15 protein-coding genes are annotated in these 15318 nt (G+C 71.8%); 9 read left to right on the top strand and 6 right to left on the bottom strand.

Annotation, left to right across the window (positions count from 1 at the left end):
- Nucleotides 1–86: 86 nt before the first annotated feature.
- Entirely contained in the window at nucleotides 87–878 is a 792-nt protein-coding gene (locus SMA5143A_RS05345) for a VOC family protein (RefSeq protein ID WP_107461750.1), read from the bottom strand.
- A 265-nt stretch (nucleotides 879–1143) separates the two neighbouring features.
- Here SMA5143A_RS05345 and SMA5143A_RS05350 point away from each other — a divergent pair, with 265 nt between their 5' ends.
- Nucleotides 1144–1392, top strand: coding sequence for a WhiB family transcriptional regulator (locus SMA5143A_RS05350; RefSeq protein WP_180303658.1), 249 nt, complete (start codon nucleotides 1144–1146; stop codon nucleotides 1390–1392).
- 53 nt (nucleotides 1393–1445) lie between these two features.
- Here the strand turns inward: SMA5143A_RS05350 and SMA5143A_RS05355 are convergent, their stop codons facing one another.
- The 4 genes from SMA5143A_RS05355 to SMA5143A_RS05370 form a co-directional block, all read right to left on the bottom strand.
- Nucleotides 1446–2459 (bottom strand): acyl-ACP desaturase, encoded by a 1014-nt coding sequence (locus SMA5143A_RS05355; protein WP_375136458.1) that lies wholly within the window; start codon nucleotides 2457–2459, stop codon nucleotides 1446–1448.
- Between the two features lie 186 nt (nucleotides 2460–2645).
- Complete coding sequence (gene ddaH / locus SMA5143A_RS05360; RefSeq protein ID WP_107461752.1) at nucleotides 2646–3422, bottom strand: dimethylargininase; 777 nt, start codon at nucleotides 3420–3422, stop codon at nucleotides 2646–2648.
- Between the two features lie 174 nt (nucleotides 3423–3596).
- The gene (locus tag SMA5143A_RS05365; protein WP_107461753.1) at nucleotides 3597–5228 is read right to left on the bottom strand and encodes an ABC-F family ATP-binding cassette domain-containing protein; all 1632 of its coding nucleotides are present in this window, start codon (nucleotides 5226–5228) and stop codon (nucleotides 3597–3599) included.
- 347 nt (nucleotides 5229–5575) lie between these two features.
- Nucleotides 5576–5992 (bottom strand): SsgA family sporulation/cell division regulator, encoded by a 417-nt coding sequence (locus tag SMA5143A_RS05370; protein ID WP_107461754.1) that lies wholly within the window; start codon nucleotides 5990–5992, stop codon nucleotides 5576–5578.
- A 295-nt stretch (nucleotides 5993–6287) separates the two neighbouring features.
- On the opposite strand from SMA5143A_RS05370, the gene SMA5143A_RS05375 reads away from it, so the two are divergent.
- From SMA5143A_RS05375 to mmpA, 4 genes are all read left to right on the top strand, one after another.
- Nucleotides 6288–7334 (top strand): WD40/YVTN/BNR-like repeat-containing protein, encoded by a 1047-nt coding sequence (locus SMA5143A_RS05375; RefSeq protein WP_107461755.1) that lies wholly within the window; start codon nucleotides 6288–6290, stop codon nucleotides 7332–7334.
- Nucleotides 7335–7425: 91 nt separating this feature from the next.
- Nucleotides 7426–7749, top strand: a complete 324-nt coding sequence (locus SMA5143A_RS05380; protein ID WP_107461793.1) for a plasmid stabilization protein — start codon at nucleotides 7426–7428, stop codon at nucleotides 7747–7749.
- A gap of 54 nt (nucleotides 7750–7803) precedes the next feature.
- On the top strand, nucleotides 7804–8505 hold the full coding sequence (locus tag SMA5143A_RS05385; protein ID WP_107461756.1) for an endonuclease V: 702 nt from the start codon (nucleotides 7804–7806) through the stop codon (nucleotides 8503–8505).
- A gap of 93 nt (nucleotides 8506–8598) precedes the next feature.
- Nucleotides 8599–8745, top strand: coding sequence for a morphogenic membrane protein MmpA (mmpA, locus tag SMA5143A_RS42905; RefSeq protein WP_167738806.1), 147 nt, complete (start codon nucleotides 8599–8601; stop codon nucleotides 8743–8745).
- Nucleotides 8746–8806: 61 nt separating this feature from the next.
- On the opposite strand, the gene SMA5143A_RS05390 is transcribed toward mmpA, so the two are convergent.
- Complete coding sequence (locus SMA5143A_RS05390) at nucleotides 8807–9985, bottom strand: saccharopine dehydrogenase family protein (RefSeq protein ID WP_107461757.1); 1179 nt, start codon at nucleotides 9983–9985, stop codon at nucleotides 8807–8809.
- 92 nt (nucleotides 9986–10077) lie between these two features.
- Between SMA5143A_RS05390 and SMA5143A_RS05395 the strand changes: the two genes are divergently transcribed.
- The 4 genes from SMA5143A_RS05395 to SMA5143A_RS05410 all read left to right on the top strand — a co-directional run bounded on the left by SMA5143A_RS05395 (nucleotide 10078) and on the right by SMA5143A_RS05410 (nucleotide 15293).
- Nucleotides 10078–10458: an MmcQ/YjbR family DNA-binding protein gene (locus SMA5143A_RS05395; protein ID WP_181361744.1), complete on the top strand. Its 381-nt coding sequence runs from the start codon at nucleotides 10078–10080 to the stop codon at nucleotides 10456–10458.
- Between the two features lie 150 nt (nucleotides 10459–10608).
- Entirely contained in the window at nucleotides 10609–11805 is a 1197-nt protein-coding gene (locus SMA5143A_RS05400; protein WP_258193342.1) for a CaiB/BaiF CoA transferase family protein, read from the top strand.
- Nucleotides 11806–11863: 58 nt separating this feature from the next.
- Nucleotides 11864–13078, top strand: coding sequence for an acetyl-CoA C-acetyltransferase (locus tag SMA5143A_RS05405; protein ID WP_055713426.1), 1215 nt, complete (start codon nucleotides 11864–11866; stop codon nucleotides 13076–13078).
- Between the two features lie 40 nt (nucleotides 13079–13118).
- Nucleotides 13119–15293, top strand: a complete 2175-nt coding sequence (locus tag SMA5143A_RS05410) for a 3-hydroxyacyl-CoA dehydrogenase NAD-binding domain-containing protein (RefSeq protein WP_107461759.1) — start codon at nucleotides 13119–13121, stop codon at nucleotides 15291–15293.
- The last annotated feature ends 25 nt before the right edge of the window (nucleotides 15294–15318 follow it).

The following is a 15318-nucleotide window of genomic DNA, read 5'->3' on the forward strand; positions in this document are numbered from 1 at the left end:
ACGGATCGGACGGACGCCGACCGCCCCGGCCTACGGCGGCCCCACAGACCCGTCGGCGGCCCCCGCGGCTCTCACCCCCGCGGCTCTCACCCCTGCGGTGGCGCGCTCCTGATCACCGCGAAGCGGGCCCCGTACGGGTCGGTCAGCTTGGCGATGCGGCCCACGCCCGCCAGGTCCGTCGCGGGCATACGGACACCGCCGCCGCGCTCCTGGGCCTTGCGCACCGTCTCGTCCGTGTCCGTGACCTCGAAGTACGGCAGCCAGTACGGCCCGGAATCCGCCTCGCTGGGGTCCGCGTCCAGCGGGACGATACCGCCGAACATGTCCCGCTCCTCCTTGCCGGCCGGGTTCACACAGGTGTAGCTGCCGCCCGCGAAGTCCATCGCCGAGGTCTCCCAGCCGAACACCGCGTTGTAGAACCCCGCCGCGGCCGGCAGGTCGGGGGTGTACAGCTCCACCCAGCACAGCGAACCGGGGTCCATGACGACGTCGAGGCCCGTGGTGCGGCGGGGCTGCCAGATACCGAAGGGGACGCCCGCCCGGTCGGCGAGGATGGCCATCCGGCCCTCCTCCGCCACATCCATGGGCCGCATCAGCACCGAGCCGTGCGCCTGCTCGGTGGCCTTGGCCGTGGCGTCCGCGTCCGGCGACTGGAAGTAGACGTTCCACGACGGCGGGCCCTGCTCCGGGGGGTTCTGCATCCCGGCCGCGGCCGTGCGGCCGTCGAGCTGGAAGAAGCCGTAGCCGCCCATCTCGGGGCCGGCCGACCGGAAGTCCCAGCCGAAGAGATGGGCGTAGAACGCACTGGCTCCCTCGATGTCGGGGGTGCCGAGGTCGATCCAGTTGGGGGCGCCGGTGACAAAGCGTGTCGTGAGCATCCTGGCCCTCCTCCGAGGGGGTCCGTGAGGGGTCCCACTGCCTTTGTGTCGAGTCTCGCACCGCCCACTGACAATCGCCGGGGGGCTACGGCCGGGGCTCGGCCGACGGGGTGGTCACCGAAGGCGGGTCGGCCGACGCGGGGGCACGTACCCCCGCGCGCCGCCGTGCGCGCGGGCGCTCTCCGGAGGGACCGTCAAGGGGCCGGACCGCCGTGTTGATGCGGCGTTGATCGAACGTTTTTCGTCGACCGGCACGATCCTCTCCATGCACATCGACACGATCACCCCGGTCGACATCGCCTGGCAGGAGCGGGCGCTGTGCGCGCAGACGGGGGCCGACTTCTTCTTTCCCGACCCCGGCAGCTCGGTGCGGGAAGCCAAGCGCATCTGCGGCATGTGCGAGATGCGCACCGCCTGCCTCGACTACGCCCTGGCCAACGACGAGCGCTTCGGTGTCTGGGGCGGCCTGTCCGAGAAGGAGAGACTGCACCTGCGGCGCGCCGGACGCGGCTGACGCCGGGTGACGGGTCTCCGTCCACCCGGCGTCAGCCGTGTCCCGCGCGGGGGTCACGCCTTCCCGCGGGCCGCCATCCGGGCCTTGCGGGCCGCGAGCTTCTCGTCGAACTTGCGGGCCTCCGCGTCGAGGCCGCCCAGGTAGAGGCCGAGTTCCTCCTGGGCCTTCATGCCCTCGGGGCCGAGGCCGTCGATCTCCATGATCTTCAGGAAGCGGATGACGGGCGCGAGGACGTCGTCGTGGTGGATGCGCAGGTTGTAGACCTCGCCGATGGCCATCTGCGCGGCGGCACGCTCGAAGCCGGGCATGCCGTGGCCGGGCATGCGGAAGTTGACGACGACATCGCGGACGGCCTGCATGGTGAGGTCGGGCGCGAACTCGAACGCGGCCTTCAGCAGGTTCCGGTAGAAGATCATGTGGAGGTTCTCGTCGGTCGCGATGCGCGCCAGCATGCGGTCGCAGACCGGGTCACCGGAGTGGTGGCCGGTGTTGCGGTGCGAGACACGGGTGGCCAGCTCCTGGAAGGCGACGTACGCGACCGTGTGCAGCATCGAGTGCCGGTTGTCCGACTCGAAGCCCTCGCCCATGTGGGACATGCGGAACTCTTCGAGCTTGTCCGGGTCCACCGCGCGCGAGGCGAGGAGGTAGTCGCGCATCACGATGCCGTGGCGGCCCTCCTCGGCGGTCCAGCGGTGCACCCAGGTGCCCCAGGCGCCGTCACGGCCGAAGAGCGTGGCGATCTCGTGGTGGTAGCTGGGCAGGTTGTCCTCGGTCAGCAGGTTCACCACGAGGGCGATACGGCCGATCTCGCTGACCTTCGACTGCCCCTTCTCCCAGGCCTCGCCGTCCTCGAACAGGCCGGGGAAGTTACGGGCGTCGCTCCACGGCACGTACTCGTGCGGCATCCAGTCCTTGGCGACCTTCAGATGCCGGTTGAGCTCCTTCTCGACGACTTCCTCCAGCGCGTACAGCAGCCGCGCGTCGGTCCAGTCGGAGGACGGGCTGCCGAGAAGAGGAGAAGTGAGCGACACAGAGGCTCCAGGGGGACGACCGGGGGATGAACACATGTGCGGTCACGCGCGCGTGACTGAACCTACGGCATCGTAGGCTACGTCTCCGTAGGTTATGAAGACGTAGGTTAAGCGCACGGTAAAGACCCCTGATCAGAAAGGCCTTGCGTCAGGCGGGCGGGTATGCCGAACGGCCCCTCGACACGCAGGTCCAGGGGCCGAGACGGTGAGACGATCACCCGGTCAGACGTACAGCTCCCGCAGGCGCACCGAGAGGCATGTCACACAGCCCTCCAGCTTCTCGAACTCGCTGATGTCGACCAGGACGGGCTCGTAGCCGAGGTCGGCGTACAGCTCCGCGGTCTTCGGGGCGCTCGCCGCCATCAGCAGCTTGTCGCCGCCGAGCAGCACGACGTGCGCCCCGGCCTCCTCCGGCACCGGCAGGAAGCGTCCGAACAGCGACGGCGTGTCCATCTTCGGGATGTGCCCGACGACCGTGCCGTCCGGCAGCGCCGTGACGGCCGACTTCAGGTGCAGCACCTTGCTCACCGGCACGGACACGACCCGCGCCCCGAGCGGCTCGAAGGCCGCCCGCAGCTGCTGGACCCCGGCCGCGTTGGTGCGTCCGCCGCGGCCCACGAAGACGGTGTCGCCGACCTTGAGGACGTCGCCGCCCTCCAGCGTGCCCGGGTCCCACACCCAGTTCACCGAGCAGCCGAGCGCGGCCACGGCCTCCTCGGTCCCGGCGGTCTCCTCCCGCCGGGACTCGGCGCCGGGGCGCGCGATCAGCGCCACGTTCTTGTACATGACCACCGTGTCCTCGACGAACACCGAGTCCGGGCAGTCGCCGGCCGGGTCCACCTCCACGGTCTCCCAGCCGTGGGTGCGCAGGGCCTCCCCGTACGCCTCCCACTGCTCGACCGCCAGGTCGACGTCCACCTCCGCGCGTTCGATGTGCGTGACGAGGCCCTCTGCCAGGCGGGGGCTGGGACGACGGACGAGGGCCTTCTTGCTGGGCACGTGTGGGGCTCCGAATCGAACGAGGGTTTCCCGGCGCCCGTGAGGCGACGCCGGTCCGCCATCATGCAGTCCCGCCCCACCAGGACAAAACCCCCGCACCCAGGCTGTGCCCCTCCTGAGATACTCGGCGGTAGCCGGTACCGGGCGTCCGGCGGCCGGGTCGGTCCGCCGGGATCAGCCCGTCGTCCCCAGTTCCTCCGGGGTCGTCGTGCGCAGCCCTCCCTCCTTCAGCAGCAGCCACCGGGTGATGCCCAGCGACTCCAGGAACGGCAGGTCGTGACTGGCCACGATCAGGGCTCCCTCGTACGACTCCAGTGCCGTCGTCAGCTGGCGCACGCTCGCCATGTCCAGGTTGTTCGTCGGCTCGTCCAGCATCAGCAGCTGCGGGGCGGGCTCGGCGAGCATCAGCGCGGCGAGGGCCGCCCGGAAGCGTTCCCCGCCGGACAGCGTCGCCGCCGGCTGGTCGGCGCGGGCGCCCCGGAACAGGAAGCGGGCCAGTCGGGCCCGCACCCGGTTGTTGGTGGCGCCCGGCGCGTACCGGGCCACGTTCTCGGCGACGGTCAGCCCGTCGTCGAGGACGTCGAGCCGCTGCGGCAGGAACCGCAGCGGAACGTGCGCCCGCACCTCGCCGCCCACGGGGTCCAGCTCGCCCGCGATCGTGCGCAGCAGCGTGGTCTTGCCCGCGCCGTTGCGCCCGACGAGCGCGATCCGCTCGGGGCCCCGCACGTCGAGGTCACCGTCCACCCTGGCCCCGTACCGCAGCCGCAGGTCCAGAGCGGTGAGCACGGTACGGCCCGGCGGTACGGCCGTGTACGGCAGGTCGACGCGGATCTCGTCGTCGTCCCGTACGGCCTCCACCGCCTCGTCGAGCCGCTCCTTGGCCTCGGCGAGCTTCTCCTCGTGCATGATGCGGTGCTTTCCCGCGGACACCTGGGCGGTGCGCTTCTTGAGCTTCATCACCGCCCGGGGCTCCCGCTTGTTCTCGTACATCTTGTTGGCGTAGCGCGTGCGCTTGGCGAGCTTGGTGTGGGCGTCGACCAGTTCGCGCTTCTGCTTCTTCAGATCGGCCTCGGCGACCCGCACCATCCTCTCGGCCGCCTCCTGCTCGGTGCCGAGCGCCTCCTCGTAGACGGAGTAGTTGCCGCCGTACCAGGTGACCTCCCCGGAGCGCAGATCGGCGATCTGGTCGACCAGGTCGAGGAGTTCGCGGTCGTGGCTGACCACGATCATCACCCCGGACCACGCCGAGACGGCGTCGTACAGCCGGCGGCGGGCGTACAGGTCGAGGTTGTTGGTGGGTTCGTCGAGGAGCAGGACGTCCGGGCGGCGCAGCAGCAGCGCGGCCAGGCGCAGCAGCACCGACTCGCCGCCCGAGATCTCGCCGATCGTGCGGTCCAGGTCGATGTGGCCGAGCCCCAGTTGACCGAGGGTCGCCAGGGCGCGCTCCTCCACGTCCCAGTCGTCGCCGACCGCCGCGAAGTGCTTCTCGGCCACGTCGCCCGCCTCGATGGCGTGCAGCGCGGCGCGGGTCGCGGCGATGCCGAGCGCCTCGTCGACGCGCAATGCGGTGTCGAGCGTGACGTTCTGCGGGAGGTAGCCGATCTCGCCGGCCACCCGGACCGTGCCGTCGGTCGGGGTCAGTTCCCCGGCGATCAGCTTCAACAGGGTGGACTTGCCGGACCCGTTGACCCCGACGAGCCCGGTCCGGCCGGGGCCGAACGCGATCTGGAGGTCCTCGAAGACGGGCGTGCCGTCGGGCCAGGCGAAGGACAGGGACGTGCAGGTAAGGGAAAGGGGAGTAGACATAAGGGCCTCGCGGTTGCTTGCGGTGGTCGGGGCAACGCGTGCGGACACCGCGAGCGCGACACTGCGAGGCGAGGGTTGACCCGCTGGGGCGGGGCCGGAAGAAGGCCCGCTGCCGGGGGGACGGCTCGTACGCCGAGGTCGCACGCAACGCACACAGGAAGCCGGGATACGGCGATGATGTGTGACGCGGTGTCTCAGGACCTCAGACGAGCAACGTCCTTCTCCAATCGACGGCAACAGGACCGCTGTACAAGGTAGGAGGGCGTTCCGGGGGTGTCAACGGATTAAATCGGCGACCCGGACCGGCCGCCCCCGGCACGGTCGGGGCGGCGTCGGGAGGCGTTGCCTCAGCAGGCGTCCCGCATCAGCTCCGCGAGGTCGCGGTCCAGGTCGACCTGGTGGTGTTCGAGGCCGAGGGGCACCAGTTCGGTCGTCCGCTCCAGGAAGCGGCGCACCTCACCGGCGAGGACGTGCACCACGGCGGTGCCCTCCGGGGCGTGGAACTCCATGACCAGCCGCTCGTAGCCGTACGGGCGGACACGGACGTCCCCCTGGCCGACGGCCTCGTCCATGCCGGTCACCAGGAGTTCGCGGGCGAAGGTCCAGCAGACCTCGACACCCTCCAGCGTCGCCGGGGCGGGGAACGTCATACGGACGGCGAACGGGTCGCTCCGGTCGTAGTGGAGCGTTGCGGGAATGCTCGGCATCCGCGGCGCGGCGGCGACGAGACGGGCCTCGACGGGCTGCTCGATGACGATGGACAACGCCTTGCTCCCTTGTGACGGCTGGACGGACTCCGGACGGCATGGCCGGACATGTGAAGAGACGCTGGATCGGGTCGATGCGTGCACGCGGGCTTCGAGTGACCTCTGTCACCGACTCCAATCACCGAGGTGATCCATTTCTCGTCCGGCGGTCCCGGCATACCCGTGAGGACACCGGACGGGGCCCCACGGTTCCCTGCCGAGGCCATCTGGACGGCGCCCGGGGGGTCGGCTAGCTTCGCCCGCCATGAGGGCCTTGGGGCAGTCGAGAAGCAGGATCCGGACGAGTCGGACGATGACGACGGGACTGGCCGCGACGGCGCTCGCCGCCGCCCTGGCCGTGCCCGCGCAGGCACAGGGGGACGGCCGACCACCGCACTGGGAACTGAAGCAGACCGGCACCGACGTGCGTTTTCGAGGGCTGGCCGCGGTCAGCCGGAACACGGCCTGGCTGGCCGGAACCGGCGGCACCGTGCTGCGCACGAGGGACGGGGGCGAGCACTGGCGCACGGTGTCACCGCCCGGCGCGCAGGATCTGCAGTTCCGGGACATCGAGGCGTTCGACGCACGCCGGGCGGTCGTTCTGGCCATCGGCGAGGGCGAGTCCTCCCGCGTGTACCGCACCGACGACGGCGGTGCCACCTGGACCGAGACCTTCCGCAACACCGATCCGCGCGCCTTCTACGACTGTCTGACCTTCTTCGACCCGCGCCACGGGCTCGCCATGAGCGACCCGGTGGACGGGAAGTTCCGCATCCTGTCCACCGAGGACGGCGGCCGCTCCTGGAACGTCCTGCCGAGCGACGGCATGCCCCCGGCCCTGGAGGGCGAGGCGGGCTTCGCGGCGAGCGGGCAGTGCCTGGTCAGCTCGGGCCGGCGCGATGTCTGGCTGGCGACCGGCGGAGCGGCACGCGCGCGTGTGCTGCACTCCGCCGACCGGGGCCTGACCTGGACGGCCACCGACACCCCCGTCCCGGCGGGCGACCCGGCCCGCGGTGTCTTCGCCCTCGCCTTCCGCGACCGGGCCCACGGCATCGCCGTCGGCGGCGACTACCGCGCCGACCAGCCGTCCCCGAGCGCGGCGGCGACCACCGGCGACGCCGGGCGCCGCTGGACGTCCGCCGCGCAACCACCGCCCTCCTACCGCTCCGGCGTCGCCTGGCTCCCGTACAGCCGTACGACCGCCCTTGCCGTCGGTCCCACCGGCACCGATCTCACCACCGACGGCGGCCGCACCTGGCGCACGGTCGACACCGGCTCGTACGACACGGTCGACTGCACCCCCGACCGCGGCTGCTGGGCCGCCGGGGAGAAGGGGCGCGTGGCCCGGCTGGAGAACTGACGGGACGGCCGGTGAACGGGCGGCGGGCGGGACTGGATCCCGCCCACCGGGATACCCGTGCGGTGTTCGCGTCATGAAGGGAGTGATCGGCATGCCACGCGGTTCGAGCCCCAAGCGGGAACGCCAGTACGAGCACATCAAGGAGAGTGCCGAGGACCGCGGTGAGAGCGAGTCGCGCGCCAAGGAGATCGCCGCCCGCACGGTCAACAAGGAACGCGCCCGGTCCGGCGAGTCCAGGACCGCGAGCCGTACGTCCACGCAGGACATGTCGTCCGGCAAGCGCGGCGGACAGCGCTCCCACAGCGGTTCCGAGGGACCCACGTACGACCAGTTGTACGAGGAGGCCAAGCGGCGCAACATCCGCGGCCGTTCCGACATGAACAAGAGCCAGCTCAAGCGCGCCCTCGACAAGTAGCCGAGCAGCCCTGGGCGGCGTGCTCACCGCGGGGATGCGTAGGCTCGTCTGATCATGACGACCGTACGCATCCCCGCGGGCTGGCCCGCCACCGACGATCAGGCCCGAGCCGTGCAGGACGAGTTGCGCGGCCAGGTGGTCCTCGACGAGACCGGGCCGCCGCCCGGCACCGGACACGTCACCGGCGTCGACGTCGCGTACGACGACGAGCGGGACGTGGTCGCGGCGGCGGCCGTCGTGCTGGACGCGGCCACCCTCGACGTGGTCGCCGAGGCCACGGCGACCGGACAGGTCTCCTTCCCGTACGTCCCCGGCCTGCTGGCCTTCCGGGAGATCCCGACCGTCCTCGCGGCCCTCGACGCGCTGCCGTGCGACCCCGGGCTCGTCGTCTGCGACGGCTACGGCCTCGCCCACCCCCGCCGCTTCGGCCTCGCCAGCCACCTCGGCGTCCTCACCGGGCTCCCCACGATCGGTGTCGCCAAGAACCCGTTCACCTTCACCTACGACGACCCCGGCACCCCGCGCGGCAGTGCCTCGCCCCTCCTCGCCGCCACCGGTACGGGCACCGAGGAAGTGGGCCGTGCGCTGCGCACCCGCACCGGGGTCAAACCCGTGTTCGTGTCGGTCGGCCACCGCGTGACCCTCGACAACGCCTGCGCCCACACCCTCGCCCTGACCCCGGCCTACCGCGTCCCGGAGTCGACCCGGCACGCCGACGCGCTCTGCCGCCGGGCCCTGCGGGAGGCGGCCGGCTGAGCCCTCGGGGCCCGCACGTGAGTACGTCCGGGGCTCGCACCTGAGTACGAGTACGGATATCGACGCGTCGTCATGATCGGCAGGCTGGTCCGCATGACGACGCACCGCGCCCCGAAGCCCGCCGCCAGCCCCAGCCAGCCCGTCGAGCGGGCCGTCACGGCCGGGCTGCTGCTCGCCCTGATCGCCGGGCTCGCGTGGATCGGCGGGATGGTCTACACACTGACGGGATGGGCCCAGTAGGGCGCGGGCGGCGGGGGTCGGTGTGCCCCCGGCCGCCTCACGGCGTCGTCCGGAGCCCGTGTCACCGGGAGGCGGCCACCCGGAACGTGATACCAGCCGCGCGCAGCCGCTCGATCAGCGCGTCGCCCATCGCCACCGCCGTCGTGACCTGGCCCGCGGTGGGGGGAAGCTCGTCGAAGGCGAGGCAGAGGGCCGACTCGGCGAACATCTTCGCCGTCTCGCCGTAGCCCGGGTCACCGCCCGCGACCTCCGTGAAGACCCGCCGGCCGCCGCCCTCGCCCACGAACCGCACCGAGAACCAGCTCTTGGCCCGCGTCTCGGCGCTCGGCCCCTCGCCCGGCCTGTGCAGATTCCCCAACCAGCGCCGGGCGGGCGGCACTTGCGCGGCGGCGACGACCGCGCCCACGAACGCCACCCCGCCCACCGCGAACGGCAACGTCCTGACGGCCGCGTAGTGGCGGTAGCGGAAGTCCGGCCCGTAGCGCCGCAAAGCCCGCGCCGAACGCTGCACCACCTGCGCGTCGATGGTCGGCAGCGGCAGGGCCCACGCACCGACCTCCTTGGCGAAGCGGGGCGCGCTCACCGGCGCGTACGCCCGCCGTCCCACCGTCCGCGGCTCGTGCCGCTTGCGGTCCCGCGCGGCGGCCGCCGTCTGCCGGGCCCGCGAGAAACCCGTCAGCGCTGAGTTGAACGTACCGCCGGAGAACATCCCCGACGCCCGCACGTAGCCGTCGACGGTGATCGGCACGTCCTCCGGAAGCTGGCGCACCGTGAAGTACGCCCCCAGGTCGTGCGGGATCGAGTCGAAGCCCGCCGCGTGCACGATCCGCGCGCCCGTCTCCCGCGCGCGTGCGTCGTGCCGGACGAACATCAGGTCCACGAACTCGGGCTCACCGGTGAGGTCCAGATAGTCGGTGCCCTCGTCGGCGCAGGCGGCCACCAGTTCCTCGCCGTACGTGATGTACGGGCCCACCGTCGTGGCCACCACGCGCGCCTGCCGGGCGAGTTCACGCAGGGACGCCGGATCGGACACGTCCGCCCGGAGCACACCGATGCCCTCACCGCCGGGGAGCCGCTCCCGCAGTGCCGCCAGCTTCTCGGCGCTGCGCCCGGCCAGCGCCCAGCGCAGCCCCTCGGGCGCGTGCTCGGCCAGATACTCCGCGGTGAGCTCGCCGACGAACCCCGTCGCCCCGAAGAGCACGATGTCGTACGCCCGATCCGCCCTGCTGTGCGTGCTCATGGAACCCCTCAGCCCTCGCCCCCGCGCCGTTGTCGGTGGGTGAGGCTAGCGTGAGGGACGAGCAGCCGAACGCGCGGGATCCGGAGGTGGCCGTGGCCGTGCCCAGGAACGCCCTGAAAAAATGGGAGAAGGTACGTGAGTTCGCCCTCGGCATGCCCGGCGCCGCCGAGGAGTTCCCCTGGGGCGAGAGCGTCGCCAAGGTCAACAAGAAGGTGTTCGTGTTCCTCGGTGTGGACGACGGCAGCCATCCGCTGGGTGTCACCGTGAAGCTCAAGGACGAGGAGACCCACGCCCACGCCCTGACCTGTCCGGGAGCCGAGCCCGCCGGATACGGCCTCGGCAAGGCCGGCTGGGTGCGCGTCCCGCTGGAGGAGCCGGGTGCCCCGAGCGCGGAGCTGCTCTGCGACTGGGTCGAGGAGAGCTACCGCGTGATCGCCCCGAAGCGCCTGATAGCGGAGCTGGGGACCCGCTGACGCCGGATGTCCCGGCGCGTGCCGGGACATCCGGCACGACCTTGGGCACAATGGCTAAGCGTTTGCTCACCTCGGGCCTTGTGCGCGGTGGAACACGTTCTTAACATCACTGGTGTTACATCATCGGTGTCACAGAGCTGGGGGCTCTCGATGGCAGTGGCGAAGACGCCCGGGCACGGTCCGCTCGCCGGTGTGCGCGTGGTCGAACTCGCGGGCATCGGCCCCGGACCGTTCGCCGCCATGCTCCTCGGCGACCTCGGCGCCGACGTGGTCCGCGTCGACCGGCCCGGCGGCGCCGGCCTCGCCGTCAACCCCCTGTACGACATCACCAACCGCAACAAGCGGTCCGTGATCGTCGACCTCAAGTCCGGCGACGGCCCGGACACCGTCCTCGCCCTCGCCGAACGCGCCGACATCCTGATCGAGGGCTACCGCCCCGGAGTCGCCGAGCGCCTCGGCGTCGGCCCCGAGAGCTGCCACGCCCGCAACCCGGCCCTCGTCTACGGGCGGATGACCGGCTGGGGCCAGCAGGGCCCCCTGGCCCAGCGCGCCGGCCACGACATCGCCTACATCGCCCTGACCGGCACCCTCGGCATGATCGGCACCCCGGACACCCCGCCCGTCGCCCCCGCGAACCTCCTCGGCGACTACGCGGGCGGCTCGCTCTACCTCGTCGTCGGTGTCCTCGCCGCCCTGCACCACGCCCGCGCCACGGGCGCCGGCCAGGTCGTGGACGCGGCCATCGTCGACGGCACCGCGCACCTCTCCGCGATGATCCACGGCATGCTCGCCGCCGGCGGCTGGCAGGACCGCCGCGCCGCCAACCTCCTCGACGGCGGTTGCCCCTTCTACGGCACCTACGAGACCGCCGACGGCCGGTACATGGCCGTCGGTGCCCTTGAACAGCAGTTCTACGAGGAGTTCGTCGACCTCCTCGGCATCAAGGACCGGGCCCCGGCCCGCAAGGACGTCGCCGCATGGGGCGTCCTGCGCGAGACGGTCGAGGCCCGCTTCAGGACCCGTACGCGCGACGAGTGGACGGCCGTCTTCGAGGGCTCCGACGCCTGCGTGGCGCCCGTGCTGTCGCTGCGCGAGGCCCCGGACCACCCGCATCTCGCGGCCCGCGGCACGTTCACCGACTTCGGCGGCATCACCCAGCCCGCCCCCGCACCCCGTTTCTCCGCCACCCGCACCTCGGTCCGCGGCGGCCCCGCCCAGCCGGGCGCCGACACGACGGACGTCGCCCACGACTGGGGCATACCCGGCCTCCTCGACGCCCGTCCCCCGGCCGCCGCCACGGACGTTCCCCTCGGTGACCCCGTCCTCGACGGCGAGGCCGGCGTCTGACGCCCGGCCACCGCACCCCCGACCACCGGCTCTCCACCGCCACCCGAAAGGCCAGACCGTGAGCACCGAAGCGTACGTGTACGACGCGATCCGCACCCCGCGCGGACGCGGCAAGGCGAACGGCGCCCTGCACGGCACCAAGCCCATCGACCTCGTCGTCGGGCTGATCCACGAGGTCCGGCGCCGGTACCCCGGCCTCGACCCGGCCGCCGTCGACGACATCGTGCTCGGTGTGGTGGGCCCCGTCGGCGACCAGGGCTCCGACATCGCCCGTATCGCCGCGGTCGCCGCCGGACTGCCCGACACGGTGGCCGGCGTCCAGGAGAACCGCTTCTGTGCCTCCGGCCTGGAGGCCGTCAACATGGCCGCCGCCAAGGTCCGTTCCGGCTGGGAGGACCTGGTGCTCGCCGGCGGTGTCGAGTCGATGTCGCGGGTGCCGATGGCCTCGGACGGCGGCGCCTGGTTCAACGACCCGATGACCAACCTGGCCGTCAACTTCGTGCCGCAGGGCATCGGCGCCGACCTCATCGCCACCATCGAGGGCTTCTCCCGCCGGGACGTCGACGAGTACGCCGCCCTCTCTCAGGAGCGGGCCGCCGCGGCCTGGAAGGACGGCCGGTTCGACGCCTCCGTCGTCCCCGTCAAGGACCGCGCGGGCCTCGTCGTCCTCGACCACGACGAGCATCTGCGGCCCGGCACCACCGCCGACTCGCTCGCCAAGCTGAAGCCGTCGTTCGCCGACATCGGCGAGCTGGGCGGCTTCGACGCGGTGGCCCTCCAGAAGTACCACTGGGTCGAGGAGATCGACCACGTCCACCACGCGGGCAACTCCTCCGGCATCGTCGACGGCGCGGCACTCGTCGCCATCGGCTCCCGCGAGATCGGCGACCGCTACGGCCTGCGCCCGCGCGCCCGGATCGTCTCCGCCGCCGTCTCCGGCTCCGAGCCCACCATCATGCTCACCGGGCCCGCGCCCGCCACCCGCAAGGCCCTCGCCCGGGCCGGACTGACCATCGACGACATCGACCTCGTCGAGATCAACGAGGCGTTCGCCGCCGTCGTCCTGCGCTTCGTGAAGGATATGGGCATCTCCCTGGACAAGGTCAACGTCAACGGCGGCGCCATCGCCCTCGGCCATCCGCTGGGCGCCACCGGCGCGATGATCCTCGGCACCCTCGTCGACGAGCTGGAGCGCCAGGACAAGCGGTACGGGCTGGCCACGCTGTGCGTGGGCGGCGGCATGGGCATCGCGACGATCGTCGAACGCGTCTGACACCCGGCGGAACCCCACGACTTCTACGGAGAGCCCCCTCATGACCGAGAGCACCACCATCCGCTGGGAACAGGACCGCTCGGGCCTCGTCACCCTCGTCCTCGACGACCCCCACCAGTCGGCGAACACCATGAACCAGGGGTTCCGCGACTCCCTCGCCGTGATCACCGACCGGCTGGAGGCCGAGAAGGACTCCATCCGCGGCGTCATCATCACCTCCGCCAAGAAGACCTTCTTCGCCGGCGGCGATCTGCGCGACCTCATCCGGGTCACCCCCGACACCGCGCGGCAGCTGTTCGACGGCGGCCTGGAGATCAAGCGCCATCTGCGCCGCATCGAGACCCTCGGCAAGCCCGTCGTCGCCGCGATCAACGGTGCCGCCCTCGGCGGCGGCTTCGAACTGGCCCTCGCCTGCCACCACCGCGTCGCCCTCGACGCCCCCGGCTCCAAGATCGGCTGCCCCGAGGTCACCCTCGGCCTGCTCCCCGGAGGCGGCGGCGTCGTCCGCACGGTACGGCTCCTCGGCATCGCCGACGCGCTGCTGAAGGTCCTGCTCCAGGGAACCCAGTACAGCCCGCGGCGCGCCCTGGACAACGGCCTCGTCCACGAGGTGGCCGCCACCCACGACGAGCTGATGGCCAAGGCCCGCGCCTACATCGACGCCAACCCCGAGTCCCAGCAGCCCTGGGACAAGCCGGGCTACCGCATCCCCGGAGGCACGCCCTCGAACGCCAAGTTCGCGGCGAACCTGCCCGCCTTCCCCGCCACCCTGCGCAAGCAGACCGCCGGCGCCCCCTACCCGGCCCCGCGGAACATCCTCGCCGCCGCCGTCGAGGGCGCCCAGGTCGACTTCGAGACCGCCCAGGTCATCGAGGCCCGCTACTTCGTGGAGCTGGCCGCCGGCCAGACCTCGAAGAACATGATCCAGGCGTTCTTCTTCGACCTCCAGGCCGTCAACTCCGGCGCCAACCGCCCCAAGGGCGTCGAACCCCGCCAGGTCCGCAAGGTCGCCGTCCTCGGCGCCGGGATGATGGGCGCCGGCATCGCCTACTCCTGCGCCCGCGCCGGCATCGACGTCGTCCTGAAGGACGTGTCCGCGGAAGCCGCCGCCAAGGGCAGGGGCTACTCGGAGAAGCTCTGCGCGAAGGCCGTCGCCAGGGGCCGTACGACACAGGAGAAGGCCGACGCCCTGCTCGCCCGGATCACCCCCACCGCCGACCCGGCCGACCTGGCCGGCTGCGACGCGGTCATCGAGGCCGTCTTCGAGGACACCGCCCTCAAGCACAAGGTGTTCCAGGAGATCGAGAGCGTCGTCGCCCCCGACGCGCTGCTGTGCTCCAACACCTCCACGCTCCCCATCACCACCCTCGCCGAAGGGGTGGAGCGCCAGTCCGACTTCATCGGCCTGCACTTCTTCTCACCCGTCGACAAGATGCCGCTCGTCGAGATCATCAAGGGCGAGCGGACCGGCGACGAGGCCCTCGCCCGCGCCTTCGACCTGGTCCGGCAGATCAAGAAGACCCCGATCGTCGTCAACGACTCCCGTGGCTTCTTCACCTCCCGCGTCATCGGCCACTTCATCAACGAGGGCGTCGCGATGGTCGGCGAGGGCATCGAGCCCGCGTCGGTCGAGCAGGCGGCGGCCCAGGCGGGCTACCCCGCGAAGGTCCTCTCCCTGATGGACGAGCTGACCCTGACCCTGCCCCGCAAGATCCGCACGGAGACCCGGCGGGCCGTCGAGGAGGCGGGCGGCACCTGGGAGGAGCACCCCGCCGAGGCGGTCATCGACCGCATGGTCGACGAGTTCGGCCGCACCGGGCGCAGCGGTGGCGCAGGCTTCTACGACTACGGTCCCGACGGCCGCCGCACCAAGCTCTGGCCCGGCCTGCGCGAGCACTTCACCCGGCCCGACCACCGGATCCCCTTCGAGGACATGCAGGAACGCATGCTGTTCTCCGAGGCCCTGGACACCGTCCGCCTCCTGGAGGAGGGCGTCCTCACCTCCGTCGCCGACGCCAACATCGGCTCGATCTTCGGCATCGGCTTCCCCGGCTGGAGCGGGGGTGTCCTCCAGTACATCAACGGGTACGAGGGCGGCCTGCCGGGCTTCGTGGCACGGGCGAGGGAACTGGCCGACCGCTACGGCGCGCGCTTCACGCCGCCGGGGCTGCTGGTGGAGAAGGCGGAGCGGGGGGAGAGGTTCGCCGACGCGTGACGGTTCGGGGGGCGGGGGGTGCGTT

The sequence above is a fragment of the Streptomyces sp. MA5143a genome, assembly GCF_900290235.1.
Lineage (GTDB): Bacteria > Actinomycetota > Actinomycetes > Streptomycetales > Streptomycetaceae > Streptomyces.

Bases quoted from the DNA above. Each gene is read 5' to 3' on its own strand.
- SMA5143A_RS05355 (WP_375136458.1), bottom strand. From the start codon at position 2,459: ATGTGTTCATCCCCCGGTCGTCCCCCTGGAGCCTCTGTGTCGCTCACT.
- SMA5143A_RS05345 (WP_107461750.1), bottom strand. From the start codon at position 878: ATGCTCACGACACGCTTTGTCACCGGCGCCCCCAACTGGATCGACCTC.
- SMA5143A_RS05375 (WP_107461755.1), top strand. From the start codon at position 6,288: ATGACGACGGGACTGGCCGCGACGGCGCTCGCCGCCGCCCTGGCCGTG.
- mmpA (WP_167738806.1), top strand. From the start codon at position 8,599: ATGACGACGCACCGCGCCCCGAAGCCCGCCGCCAGCCCCAGCCAGCCC.
- SMA5143A_RS05365 (WP_107461753.1), bottom strand. From the start codon at position 5,228: ATGTCTACTCCCCTTTCCCTTACCTGCACGTCCCTGTCCTTCGCCTGG.
- SMA5143A_RS05385 (WP_107461756.1), top strand. From the start codon at position 7,804: ATGACGACCGTACGCATCCCCGCGGGCTGGCCCGCCACCGACGATCAG.
- SMA5143A_RS05350 (WP_180303658.1), top strand. From the start codon at position 1,144: ATGCACATCGACACGATCACCCCGGTCGACATCGCCTGGCAGGAGCGG.
- SMA5143A_RS05380 (WP_107461793.1), top strand. From the start codon at position 7,426: ATGCCACGCGGTTCGAGCCCCAAGCGGGAACGCCAGTACGAGCACATC.
- SMA5143A_RS05390 (WP_107461757.1), bottom strand. From the start codon at position 9,985: ATGAGCACGCACAGCAGGGCGGATCGGGCGTACGACATCGTGCTCTTC.
- SMA5143A_RS05410 (WP_107461759.1), top strand. From the start codon at position 13,119: ATGACCGAGAGCACCACCATCCGCTGGGAACAGGACCGCTCGGGCCTC.
- SMA5143A_RS05400 (WP_258193342.1), top strand. From the start codon at position 10,609: ATGGCAGTGGCGAAGACGCCCGGGCACGGTCCGCTCGCCGGTGTGCGC.